Source organism: Desulfobulbus oligotrophicus, assembly GCF_016446285.1.
Lineage (GTDB): Bacteria > Desulfobacterota > Desulfobulbia > Desulfobulbales > Desulfobulbaceae > Desulfobulbus > Desulfobulbus oligotrophicus.
In genome coordinates, this window is sequence record NZ_CP054140.1 from 2764999 (window position 1) to 2777500 (window position 12502).

General features: G+C 48.3%; 8 protein-coding genes and 2 rRNA genes (1 of these 10 cut by a window edge). 6 read left to right on the top strand and 4 right to left on the bottom strand.

Annotated elements, in window-relative coordinates:
- Positions 1-12: 12 nt before the first annotated feature.
- Positions 13-750: a 16S rRNA (uracil(1498)-N(3))-methyltransferase gene (locus HP555_RS12645; RefSeq protein WP_199262939.1), complete on the top strand. Its 738-nt coding sequence runs from the start codon at positions 13-15 to the stop codon at positions 748-750.
- Here the strand turns inward: HP555_RS12645 and murJ are convergent.
- On the bottom strand, positions 729-2336 hold the full coding sequence (murJ, locus tag HP555_RS12650) for a murein biosynthesis integral membrane protein MurJ (RefSeq protein WP_199262940.1): 1608 nt from the start codon (positions 2334-2336) through the stop codon (positions 729-731). The two genes, HP555_RS12645 and murJ, sit on opposite strands and share 22 nt — an antisense overlap.
- 192 nt (positions 2337-2528) lie before the next feature.
- On the opposite strand from murJ, the gene fusA reads away from it, so the two are divergent.
- The 4 genes from fusA to HP555_RS12670 all read left to right on the top strand — a co-directional run bounded on the left by fusA (position 2529) and on the right by HP555_RS12670 (position 7654).
- Complete coding sequence (fusA, locus tag HP555_RS12655; RefSeq protein WP_199262941.1) at positions 2529-4595, top strand: elongation factor G; 2067 nt, start codon at positions 2529-2531, stop codon at positions 4593-4595.
- On the top strand, positions 4595-5104 hold the full coding sequence (locus HP555_RS12660) for a MogA/MoaB family molybdenum cofactor biosynthesis protein (RefSeq protein WP_199262942.1): 510 nt from the start codon (positions 4595-4597) through the stop codon (positions 5102-5104). Before fusA ends, HP555_RS12660 begins: the two co-directional genes overlap by 1 nt.
- A gap of 808 nt (positions 5105-5912) precedes the next feature.
- On the top strand, positions 5913-6746 hold the full coding sequence (locus tag HP555_RS12665) for an inositol monophosphatase family protein (protein ID WP_199262943.1): 834 nt from the start codon (positions 5913-5915) through the stop codon (positions 6744-6746).
- Between the two features lie 35 nt (positions 6747-6781).
- Positions 6782-7654, top strand: coding sequence for a DMT family transporter (locus tag HP555_RS12670; protein WP_199262944.1), 873 nt, complete (start codon positions 6782-6784; stop codon positions 7652-7654).
- A gap of 176 nt (positions 7655-7830) precedes the next feature.
- Here HP555_RS12670 and rsmI read toward each other — a convergent pair whose 3' ends face one another.
- Positions 7831-8703: a 16S rRNA (cytidine(1402)-2'-O)-methyltransferase gene (rsmI, locus tag HP555_RS12675; protein WP_199262945.1), complete on the bottom strand. Its 873-nt coding sequence runs from the start codon at positions 8701-8703 to the stop codon at positions 7831-7833.
- 490 nt (positions 8704-9193) lie between these two features.
- Here rsmI and HP555_RS12680 point away from each other — a divergent pair, with 490 nt between their 5' ends.
- Positions 9194-9718 carry an outer membrane beta-barrel protein gene (locus HP555_RS12680; RefSeq protein WP_199262946.1) on the top strand — a complete coding sequence of 175 codons (525 nt, stop codon included), beginning with the start codon at positions 9194-9196 and terminating at the stop codon, positions 9716-9718.
- 612 nt (positions 9719-10330) lie between these two features.
- Here the strand turns inward: HP555_RS12680 and rrf are convergent.
- Positions 10331-10447 (bottom strand): 5S ribosomal RNA (gene rrf, locus HP555_RS12685).
- A 48-nt stretch (positions 10448-10495) separates the two neighbouring features.
- Positions 10496-12502 (bottom strand): 23S ribosomal RNA (locus HP555_RS12690) (it continues 931 nt past the right edge of the window).

A 12502-nucleotide genomic window follows, 5' to 3' on the forward strand; every position in this document is an offset into this window, starting at 1 on the left:
AATATTATACCGATGAATCTGCTGCTGATCGAACCACAGGAGATGAAGAACAATGAGGTATGGCTGACCGATCGTCGCGCCAGACACCTGATCCACGTACTCAAGGTGAACACCAACGACATTGTACGGGTAGGCGTTCTTCATGATCGGCTGGGCTTTGGGAAAGTTACGGCAATTGAGGAGGAAAAACTCTGTTTAGAGGTCTGCCTGGAGCAAAAACCGGTTATCGATCTCCACATTGAGCTGATTCTGGCCCTGCCCCGGCCGATTATGCTGCAGCGTATCCTCAAGCAGGCTACAGTGCTCGGAGTCCGTCACTTTCACCTTATCCGAACCAGACGGGTTGAAAAATCATTCTTTCAAAGCCCGGTACTTCGGCCGGACAAGATACAGACACTTCTCAAAGAAGGCATGGAACAGGCCATGGACACCTGGCTGCCCGGAGTCACCCTCCACCTTCAATTCAAACCTTTTGTTGAAGATGTCCTCCCCTCTCTTGAAGGTCAGGGGCTGATTGCTCATCCCACAGCCAGACACACCCTTCTCGATGCTCCGGCACCAAACAGCTCACAAAAACGCCTGCTGCTTGCGATCGGTCCGGAAGGCGGCTGGTCGGACTACGAATATCAGTGCTTTTGTGAAGCCGGATTCTTTGGCCTGACCATGGGTAAGCGTATTCTCCACGTTGATACAGCTGTGGTCACAGCACTGGCTCAGGTTCAGCTTCTCTACGATCTGCGGAAACGCTGAGCCAGCTTGCCGGTCAGCAGGATGAACTCCGGTAAACGCAACAGGTGTAGGCTAACGGCATAGATACACACTGCCATCACAATGACCAGGGCGATTGAAGCTATCTGGGTTGGAATCGAGGCAACAAACCACAACGGGAGTGCCCGCTCAAACGCGAATATTGCACAGCACATCAGAGCGGTTGCCAGCAGAATTTTACCAAGCCCCTTCCCCAGATATCTCAGCGGATAGCCGGAGAGCTTGTAATAAAGCACGACCCCAAGAAAAAGGAAATTGAGGATCATGGCGCAGGAGGTCGACAGCGCAATGCCCCGGTGTTGCAAGACATCAATCACTAAAAAAATGGTGATAATGTTGGCGGCCACACCAATAAAACTGCCTATGACCGGAAATCGGGTGTTCCTGATCGCATAGAAGACTGGTACCATCACCTTGATTGCCGAGTAAGCAAAGAGCCCGATCGCATAGTACCGTAAAGCACCGGCGGTTTGCAGCGTATCAGCAGCAGTAAAAGCCCCATGCTGAAAAATTAACCGGATAATTGGCTCAGACAGCATGATAAGGCCGGCAGTGGCAGGAACAGCCAGGGTGAACACCAGGATCAATGAAGAGGTAAAAGTTTGCTTGAGCTCTGATAAATTTTTTTCTGCCGCCTGCTTTGCCAGTACCGGCATCACCGCAATTGACAGGGCTACACCAAAGACGCCGATTGGTAACTGCACCAGTCGAAACGCATAATTGAGCCAGGAAACCGAGCCTTCAGCGCAGGAAGCGGCAAAGTTGGTGTTGACAAAGATATTGATTTGCGTGGCCGACAGGCCGATGGTTGCCGGCAACATCAACAGCAGGATACGCCGGAGTCCCGGGTCAGAAAAGTTACATATAAACCTGGGTTGAAAACCGACCTTCAATAACGTCGGTACCTGCATCAACAGCTGCAGAACACCACCGATCAAGGTGCCCCAGGCCATTCCGGCAATGGCCGGTTGTCCAAACCGGGGAAAGATCCAGGCCAGAGACAGGCCACCGACAATTGAGCCGAGATTGAAAAATGTCGATGACATTGCCGGGACAAAGAATCTTCCTTTCGTATTGAGGATACCCATCACCACTGCCGCTAAAGACACAAACAGCAGAAACGGGAACATAATTCTGGTCAGCATGACGGTCAGTTCCGTTTTGCCGGGTACAGCCTGAAAATCCGGAGCCAGCAGATTGACAAGGGTATCGGCCCAGTACAGTCCGACCAGAATCAGTGCACTGACCACCAGGGCGAAAAATAGCAAGACAGTATTTGCAAGTCGCCAGATGGCTTCGGTATCGCGATTCGTCGTGTATTCGGTGAAGACGGTGACAAAAGCTGCGGATAAAGCACCTTCAGCAAATAAATCTCGCAACAGGTTGGGAATACGGAAGGCAACGACAAAGGCATCAATCGCATACCCGGCACCAAAAAATCCGGCAAAAATCTGTTCACGGATGAGGCCGAGTACTCGGCTGCACATAACGGCAATCGAGATCGCACCTGCAGAACGGGCAATTTTTCCAGTGGAGCGTGAAGGCTCGGCGTCAGGTTGCACAGGCATGTGGTTGACCAGTTATTCAACAGGTTAAAGCTTGACTTTACAATCTTAATACGAATATAACGAATCGCTCATTAGTGGACTTGATGGTTACCATTCCTGCCCGGAAAGAGCGAGAGCTTTTCACCGCGTTTCAGGCAGGAATGTTTGCCGTAAACGTTGATACTGCATCCGTTATACTCACTGGAGGTCTCCATGCAAGATGTACAACACATCAGGAATGTGATTTTTCTTGGCCACGGCAACAGTGGTAAATCCACCCTTGCCGAGGCCCTTCTCTTTACTGCCGGCACCCTGAAACGAATGGGAAAGGTAGATGATGGCACCTCATCCATGGATTTCGAACCAGAAGAGATTAAACGGCAGATCTCCATCAGTACTGCTTTCAATAAATTAACCTGGCAGAAAAACGATGTGTTCTGCATCGATGCCCCTGGTGACGACAACTTCTTTAATGAAACCCGCCTCGCTGCTCTGGTTGCTGACAGCGCCATACTCACTGTCGGTGCCGAGATGGGAGTCCGTCCGCAGACTGAAAAATTCATCGATCTCATTAAAGAACACAATCTGCCATGCATGATCTGTGTGACTAAAATGGATCGTGAACGCGCCAACTTTCAAAAAACAGTCGACAGCATTAAAGAGGCAACCGACCTGAATCCTGTTGTACTCTACCTGCCTATAGGGGCCGAAGATCAGTTTAAAGGAGTTGTCGATATCGTGGCCGGCAAGGCACTGCTGTTTGCCGATGGAGGAAAAGCAGAAGCTGATGCAGTACCGGCTGACATGGTCGACGAGGTTGACAGTCTGCGCGAGGCACTGATGGAGAGTGTCGCTGAAACCGAAGACGAACTGATTGAAAAGTTCCTGGAAGAGGGGACCCTGACTGAGGATGAGCTCATGACCGGACTGGTAGCGGCCATCAAGGCTGCTAAAATCACCCCGGTTTGCGTCTGTGCACCATTGGTGAACAAAGGCTCCAGCACTGTCCTTGATGCCATTGTCAACCTTCTCCCTTCTCCTGACCAGCGACCTCCCCGAATCGGTATCAATCCGAAGACTAAAGACACTGTCGAGCGTCCAGGAATTACTGACGCTCCCTTCTCGGCAATGGTTTTTAAAACCATGGCCGATCCCTTTGCAGGACGACTCACTATTTTCCGTGTTGTATCCGGAACATTGAAGGGTGAAGCCTTTTACAATGCCTCCAAGTCCACTTCCGAACGGTATGGCCAGCTCTTTATCATGTCCGGCAAGGAACAAAAACCCGTTGAACAGGCAATCCCCGGCATGATCGTTGCAGTTGCCAAGCTCAAGGAATCCACCACCGGAGATACACTGTGCGATGAGGCCAATCCTGTTGTCTACCCGGCTCCTGAGCCCCTGCCCGCAGTTATTGCCTATGCGGTCAGTGCTAAAAAAGGTGACGAGGAGAAGCTGTTCTCTTCAATTGCCCGTCTCCTCGATGAAGACCTGACGCTCAAACTTACGCGTGAACAGCAAACTCATGAGACACTTATTTCAGGTGTCGGTCAGGTACACCTTGAGGTTGTCGGTGAGAAGATTAAACGCAAATTCGGCGTGGAAATGGAGCTGCGGCCACCACGAGTCCCGTACCGGGAGACACTCAAAGGCAAGGTTACAGTTCAGGGGAAACATAAAAAACAATCAGGCGGACGTGGTCAGTTCGGTGATTGCACCATTGAGATGGAGCCGCTTTCCCGTGGAGAACAGTTCGAGTTTGTCGATAAAATAGTCGGCGGGGTTATTCCTCAGCAGTATCGTCCGGCAGTTGAAAAAGGTATCATCGAAGCTATGGAGCGGGGGGTTATTGCCGGATATCCCTTTGTCGACTTAAAGGTAACCTTAATCGACGGCTCGTACCACACGGTCGACTCTTCTGAAATGGCTTTTAAAGTTGCCGGTTCGCTCGCCTTTAAAAAGGGGGTGATTCAGGCGAATCCCGTGCTTTTAGAGCCGATCATGGAGATTGAAGTACGCGTACCAAAGGATTTTGTCGGAGATGTCATGGGCGATCTCAACAGCAGGCGCGGTCGCGTGCTTGGCATGGACTCGAAAGACAGGTATGAGGTGGTTAACGCTCATGTCCCTCAGGCAGAGATCTTGCTTTACGCCTTAGATCTGACATCAATGACCGGTGGGCGCGGAACTTTTTCAACAAAATTCTCCCATTATGAAGAGGTACCGGGCCAGATTGCTGAAAAAATCATTGCTGAGTACAAGGCAGAGACAGCAGAGTAATGTCCGAACTGTTACGATCGTTTCGCTGCGGTGTGTTAACACTGAGCGATAAGGGAGCCTGCGGAGAACGGGAAGACATCAGCGGGCTCAGGGTTCAAGAAATCCTTCAGGAAAATGGGTACATGGTTGTCATGTATCAAATTCTACCTGATATAAAGAAACTGATCGAGCAGACCTTAATTGCCTGGGTGGATGACAAAAAACTGGACCTGATCGTAACCACCGGAGGCACCGGAGTCTCACCAAGGGATCAGACTCCCGAAGCCACCAGAGCAGTCATCGACCGGGAGGTCCCCGGACTTGGTGAAGCCATGCGACAGGCCAGCTTACAAAAAACCACTCAGGCAGTTTGGTCACGGGGGATTGGTGGCATTCGCAAAAACAGCCTTATCATCAATCTTCCTGGTAGCCCAAAGGCTGTTGAGGAAAACCTGCGAGCTGTTTTACCTGCCCTTGAGCATGGACTGGAAAAGCTGAAAGGGAGCGACATAGACTGTGCATACCCTTAAAAGAAGAATTAAAGAACAGACTGACTGAGGATGCCAGGTGTTGCCAAGGTTTTGTTTGTTCTTTAACTTTATGTCAGAAAACAAAAAAATGGCTGGACTGTACTTTTTGTCTCCCGATGATGGGGAACATGTCCGACAATACCGAAACATACACGAAATATTCAAAAGGTTCGCTCTGGTCAGATAAGGTCTGCTAACAACAGTATAAACTGCTCATCAGACCGGATCTGTTCGTGCCGGCCATAAACAAAAAAACGACAACAGACTTCCAGGCTACCCTGATACCCCTTTCCCGGAATGCATGAGTCTCAGAAGGATACACTCTTTTCGGCCCAGGTAATCCGACGTCCTCTTTTCTGTCATTTTTTCGAAAGAGCAGTGAAATGCCTCCTCTTTCCATCATAAAAGAGTTTTTGGAAACCACTCAAATGTATGAATGATCGCTCGGGATTATCCTGTTGATTCTCCTTTGATCTATAGTATTTTTTCTTTATTCTGATGTACCACAGACTATTCCATAGTTTCTTTTATGACCTGCAAAGACATCTCAGGTTGAAGGTTCAGGAATTACATGTTGTTTTTGGTGATAAACTCCATCAAATCAATGAATTGACTGCAAAACGAATACACCTTTGCAGATCAATATCCCGTGATCACCAAACGACATATTGTCGACTATACACTCAACATCTTCAGAAGAGTTTAACCCCGAAAGATATCAACATCATAAAAGAAAAGACATCAAAAGAGTCGCGCACAGAAAAAAAGATTGACTCTCCTTCCAGTATCACTTTTGTACAGGTCCTTCATGAACAGAATAGATAATCTGCTATCGCAATGCACCCATACCAGACAGAAGAGTCTGCTTACCTCTGCCTGCAAGGCTGCTTTAACCGCTGGAAAATTTATCTGTGGAAATCTAAATAAACCACATGATATCACCATGAAAGGAGCGATTGACCTTGTCACGGAAACAGATATTTCTGCAGAGCAAATCATTGTTCAAATCCTGAAACAAGATTTTCCTGACATTGCAGTCATGACTGAGGAGCAGACAGAAAGCCACCTTTTAGCCACAAAACAGCTCTGGATCGTCGATCCTCTTGACGGCACAACCAACTTTGCCCATGGATTTCCTTACTTTGCCGTCTCCATTGCCTTTCTCAATGAAGACATTCCAGAAATAGCGGTCATTTACGCACCCTTCCAGGACGAACTCTTCTCTGCTGTCAAGGGGTCAGGGGCCTGGTTAAACGATCGAGCTATCCATGTAACCAAAACCCAACAACTTATTGAAGCCCTCATTGGCACCGGTTTTCCTTATGACATCAAAAACTGTCTGCCCGAGGTGATCCAGCAGCTTCAATCACTGCTCCCCAATGTTCGCGATATCCGACGGGCCGGAGCAGCAGCACTTGACCTGGCCTATGTTGCCTGCGGTCGCCTTGATGGCTTTTATGAAGCCCATTTACAGCCATGGGACACTGCTGCCGGGTGGCTGCTTATTGAAGAGGCTGGCGGGATGGTGAGCACATTCACAGGAGACGCCTACTCTCCTTTTTATCCGGAAACCCTTGCCAGTAATGGAGAGTTGCACCCACAACTCCTCAAGCATCTCCAATGGCCCATTCCACATCTCTAACAACGACTTTTCCCTCTTGGATCGTCCATAGTTGCATGGTGCTTGCCGCAACTCTGGTTGCCACATCCTTTGTCGTCGGCAAAATAATCACACCGTTTCTCGATCCGGCAGTTTTAACTTTAATTCGTTTTTTTCTGGCCAGTGCATTCTTTATCCCTTACGTCGGCTTACGATATGGAATCCGCCTGCCGGATTGGCAAGCACTGGGACGATACAGTTTAATCAGTGGTGCTCTTGTTGGTTTTTTCTGGATGATGTTTTTATCTTTACGGATCACCACCCCGCTTAACACAAGTGTTATCTTTACAACTGTTCCGGGAATTTCCGGATGTTACAGCTGGTTTCTGCTTCGTGAACGACTGGGCCGCCATCGGCTGTTCGCCCTGCTGTTTGCCATGACCGGAGCAATCTGGGTGTTATGTGAAGGTGATGTGCATAAGTTGCAGGCGTTGAGTTTCAATCAAGGAGATGTCTATTTTTTCATTGCCTGCCTGCTGATGGCATTCTACACACCTTTGGTGAAACTTCTGCATCGGGGTGAACCAATGGCTGTTATGACGTTGTGGATCATGATAACCGGCTGCGTCTGGCTGCTGCTCTTCAACTTACCAAAATTGCCGACAATTTCCTGGCATACCGTACCCGTGGTTGTCTGGTTGGGTATCGGATACCTGGCACTGTTTACGACCATCATCACCTTTTTCATTTCCCAATGGGCCACACTTGAGATCGGACCAACACGCGTTATGGCCTACTCCTATCTCTATCCTCCAATTATTGTCCTTATTGAGTGGGCCCTATATCAGACTTATCCGGACACCCAAACCCTGTTGGGTATCGTCATCATTCTTTTCGCCATGATCATCGTACAAAAAAACAAGTCGATCCACTTACAACGCGTGAATTGACCAACAGATATCTCACCTGTATTACAAATGGTATCTCTTGAATCGAGATCCACGGCTCTTTATCTGAAAAAGGAGTTGATCGCCGCGTCGAACAGTCACGATGATTGTATAGACAGGATCAAAGAAGTCCCCGGACAAGAGGAGTTTGTTTCGTGCTTATAGGGTTCAACAACCTGCTAATCCGACTTCTTCCATACCGCGAGGGCACGTTTATACACAGAAGAGCGCGGTATATCCAGATCTGAGGCGATGTTACGCACCGTATCTTTAAGGCTCGTCTGAAGTTCATCGCGGTGCCACAGTATAAGTTCCTCTATACTCTCCGGTTTTTCAGAAGCTGTGGGCATCGCACCTTGAACAACAAGGACCAGTTCACCTTTTACACCTTCCCTGACCCGCTCAGCCAGATCAGTAATGATTCCCTCCAAGTGCTCTTCATGTATCTTACTTAACTCCCGAAACAGCTGTATGCGACGTTTTCCTAAAACATCAGCCATATCGAGAAGGGAATCATAAATCCTGTGGGGCGTTTCATAAAAAATGAGTGGATATGGCAATGAAGAGACGTTCTTTAAAAATTTTTTCCGATCAGTACTCCGGGCAGGAAGAAAGCCGCCAAAAAAAAATTGAGGATCCGTTAAACCAGCAATTGAAAGTGATGCCGTCAATGCAGAAGGCCCGGCTATGGGCACAACTTTGATACCTGAGCCCCTGGCCTTGTTCACTAAAATCGAACCAGGATCACAGATAGCCGGGGTGCCTGCATCGGAAACAAGAGCAATATCTTTCCCGGCAGCAAGCAAATTGATAAGTATTTCCGACCGCTCTTGTTCTCTTTCACGATAATAACTAAAAAGAGGCGTCTCAATTTTACAATAATGGCAGAGTTTACGAGTGTGTCTGGTATCTTCACATGCTATCAAATCAACCGTAGAGAGGATTTGAACAGCACGCACACTTATATCTTCCAGATTACCGATTGGAGTGGCAACAACATACAGTGCTCCAGGAGTATTTTTCTGCGATGTTTTTATATTTTTATTCGTCATAACTCATTGATGAATGTATTAACCAACAACTGAAAGATTATATGACATAGTATTTAATTACAAGGACACGATGCATTAAAGAATATTTTCCATTTCTATCAGGTACAATAAAATAAAGGTACTGTATACCTGTATTCCATCAGATAAAAACTTGTACATAAAGCTATCACAGGTAAACTGTAACAGCACGATTATTTATAAAAACGTCTCCAGTCTCTCCTTTTGAATGCAGAATTCATCCGTATTAGGTGCTTAAACGACCGTGGAACTGAAACTTCAGGAAGATTGACTCCATCTGTGTCCTTACAACATCCTCAACAGGGCCTCTTGAATTAATCTCATTCAACATTCTGTTTTGACTATAAAATCTATTGACAGAAAAAAAATGACCGTTACGATTCTGTATGTGAGTCATGGATGAGATGTGATTTTGAGGCCGCAAACGTAGAGTAACCTATTTTAAATAATTGATATCTGCAGGGAGATTGTCATGTATACACAAAAACGAATGCACTTGCTTGGACTGATATGCGCATTTTTTATCTTCAGCTCGCCTGCACTGGCGATCGATCTTTACGGTTTTGCCAGTTATTGGGACAAAGGTGATATTGACGGTAAGGCCGGCTTTGGAATTGGTCTGGGAGTGCCTGTTTTTAGCGACTATATACGACTCGACAGTCGCATCCACTTCGTCAAAGACAGCACATTTGACGGCAACGATGAGCTTACCTTGATTCCGTTTGACGTCGGCCTGCAGGCGCATCTAATGCCCGGAATGAGCATAGATCCCTATGCCCTCGCCGGTGTATCTTTTGTGTATGCTGATGCTGATAAAAGTGATGTGGACTCCAGCTTTGGTGGATATCTCGGCGGGGGAGTAGAGTGGACCCCCTTTCATATTGCTTCATTTTTTGGAGAGGCTGTGTATCGGTTTCATGAGTTAAGCGGGAGCCGGGGTTCTCATATCGATCTCAGTGGCATGACATGGAATATCGGTGTACGATTTTCCTTCTGACGTCCCCGGACACCATCAAGTCTGTTCGCTGCTCCATGCAAAGCGATCAATCAGCCGCGCATCAGCCTATGACTGCGTGCACTGGTGGCCAGATCTCAAGGTAAAGTACGCATCCGCAAAATGCTAAAAAAATCCTTTTTTGGGATTATCCTCAAGGCTACCTTCGCCCTGCAGTAACTGCGGAGCCGACAGAAGAAATGCAGCGTCTGTTCTTCTTTCTTTATACCTGCACCGTTATTCTCTTGAAGCAGATGTCAGGAGACTGTCTGTCTGTGCCAATCATGAAACTGGCTGCATGTTCAGCATTCGCTCTTGATGCCTGACAGTCTCACAGACAGCCTTACCTCCATTCCAGCAAATCATTTTCAAGAATTAACACATTTCTGAAAGCACTGACTGGCTCAGGCCTCTGAGTTTGATTGAGGTTCTGGTAGAAAGGGGAGTGAGGCGGGAGTGTGTTGGTGCGTTTTTGCAATGAGGGGGTGAAGGAGGATTGTATTTTCATCACCGCCTGATCAAGCTGCGGGGGTTTTTTTCATTTAAGTGTTTTGATTATTGGTTGTATTCCATAAAAAAAGCCCCCTTTGTTTGAGCAAAGGGGGCTTTTGCATATGCCGGCGGCGACCTACTCTCCCACACAGTCTCCCGTGCAGTACCATCGGCGCTGAAGAGCTTAACTTCCGTGTTCGGAATGGGAACGGGTGGGACCTCTTCGCTATGGCCACCGAAAAAACTATAACAATTGAAATAGCAGGGTAAACTTTGTTTAAAAAAGATATGGTTAAGCCTCACGGCTCATTAGTATCGGTAAGCTCCATGCATTACTGCACTTCCACATCCGACCTATCAACGTTGTCATCTTCAACGAGCCTTCAGGTACCTTACGGTACGGGATATCTTATCTTGGAGTGGGCTTCCCGCTTAGATGCTTTCAGCGGTTATCCCTTCCGAACTTAGCTACCCAGCGATGCCCTTGGCAGAACAACTGGAACACCATTGGTTCGTCCATCCCGGTCCTCTCGTACTAGGGAAAGCTCTCCTCAAATATCCTGCGCCCGCAACAGATAAGGACCAAACTGTCTCACGACGTTTTAAACCCAGCTCACGTACCACTTTAATCGGCGAACAGCCGAACCCTTGGGACCTGCTTCAGCCCCAGGATGTGATGAGCCGACATCGAGGTGCCAAACCTCCCCGTCGATGTGGACTCTTGGGGGAGATAAGCCTGTTATCCCCGGAGTACCTTTTATCCGTTGAGCGACGACCCTTCCATGCGGAATCGCCGGATCACTAAGACCTACTTTCGTACCTGCTCGAGATGTCTCTCTCGCAGTCAAGCTCCCTTATGCCTTTACACTCTACGGCTGGTTTCCAATCAGCCTGAGGGAACCATCGCGCGCCTCCGTTACACTTTGGGAGGCGACCGCCCCAGTCAAACTACCCACCAGACAATGTCCCGGATCCCGATAAGGGACCGCGGTTAGAGTTCAAAGATAACAAGGGTGGTATTTCAAGGGTGACTCCATGGACACTGGCGTGCCCACTTCAAAGTCTCCCACCTATCCTACACATGTTATCCCTAAACACAATGCCAAGCTATAGTAAAGGTTCACGGGGTCTTTCTGTCTTGTTGCGGGTAACCGGTATCTTCACCGGTACTACAGTTTCGCTGAGTCCCTGGTTGAGACAGTGGGGAAATCGTTACGCCATTCGTGCAGGTCGGAACTTACCCGACAAGGAATTTCGCTACCTTAGGACCGTTATAGTTACGGCCGCCGTTTACCGGGGCTTCGGTTCAATGCTTCGCTTGCGCTGACATGTCCCCTTAACCTTCCGGCACCGGGCAGGCGTCAGACCCTATACTTCGTCTTACGACTTCGCAGAGTCCTATGTTTTTAGTAAACAGTCGCTCCCCCCATTTCACTGCAACCCAACTAGGCTCTAGATTGAATAAACTATCACCATGTGGGCACACCTTCTCCCGAAGTTACGGTGCTTTTTTGCCGAGTTCCTTAACCAGAGTTCTCTCAAGCGCCTTAGTATTTTCTACCTGTCTACCTGTGTCGGTTTACGGTACGGTCACCAATGTGAATGTATACGAGGCTTTTCCTGGAAGCATGGAATCAACCACTTTGCAGCCCTTAGGGCTTCGTATTCACGTCTCAGCGTTAACAAGGACCCGGATTTGCCTAAGTCCTCCGCCTACACGCTTAAACCGGGACAACCAACGCCCGGATGGCCTATCCTTCTCCGTCCCCCCTTATCCAATGCCCACACCAGCGGTACGGGAATATTAACCCGTTTCCCATCGACTACGCTTCTCAGCCTTGCCTTAGGGGCCGACTAACCCTGAGCAGATTAACTTGACTTCAGGAAACCTTAGACTTTCGGCGTGAAGGTTTTTCACCTTCATTTTCGCTACTCGTGTCAACATAAGCTCTTGTGATACCTCCAGCACACCTCACGATGCACCTTCTCAGGCCTACACAATGTTCTCCTACCATCGATTGCTCGATCCGTAGCTTCGGTACTGCACTTAAGCCCCGTTACATTTTCGGCGCAAATTCACTCGACCAGTGAGCTATTACGCTATCTTTAAAGGATTGCTGCTTCTAAGCCAACCTCCTGGTTGTCTGTGCAATTTCACCTCCTTTTCCACTTAGTGCAGTTTAGGGACCTTAGCTGACGGTCTGGGCTCTTTCCCTCTCGACCACGGAACTTATCTCCCGCAGTCTGACTCCCGCAATAGAACTTGACGGCATTCAGAGTTTGTATGGGGTTGGT

Coding starts and splice junctions, on each gene's coding strand:
- fusA (WP_199262941.1), top strand. CDS start 2,529: ATGCAAGATGTACAACACATCAGGAATGTGATTTTTCTTGGCCACGGC.
- HP555_RS12665 (WP_199262943.1), top strand. CDS start 5,913: ATGAACAGAATAGATAATCTGCTATCGCAATGCACCCATACCAGACAG.
- murJ (WP_199262940.1), bottom strand. CDS start 2,336: ATGCCTGTGCAACCTGACGCCGAGCCTTCACGCTCCACTGGAAAAATT.
- HP555_RS12645 (WP_199262939.1), top strand. CDS start 13: ATGAATCTGCTGCTGATCGAACCACAGGAGATGAAGAACAATGAGGTA.
- rsmI (WP_199262945.1), bottom strand. CDS start 8,703: ATGACGAATAAAAATATAAAAACATCGCAGAAAAATACTCCTGGAGCA.
- HP555_RS12660 (WP_199262942.1), top strand. CDS start 4,595: ATGTCCGAACTGTTACGATCGTTTCGCTGCGGTGTGTTAACACTGAGC.
- HP555_RS12680 (WP_199262946.1), top strand. CDS start 9,194: ATGTATACACAAAAACGAATGCACTTGCTTGGACTGATATGCGCATTT.
- HP555_RS12670 (WP_199262944.1), top strand. CDS start 6,782: ATGGTGCTTGCCGCAACTCTGGTTGCCACATCCTTTGTCGTCGGCAAA.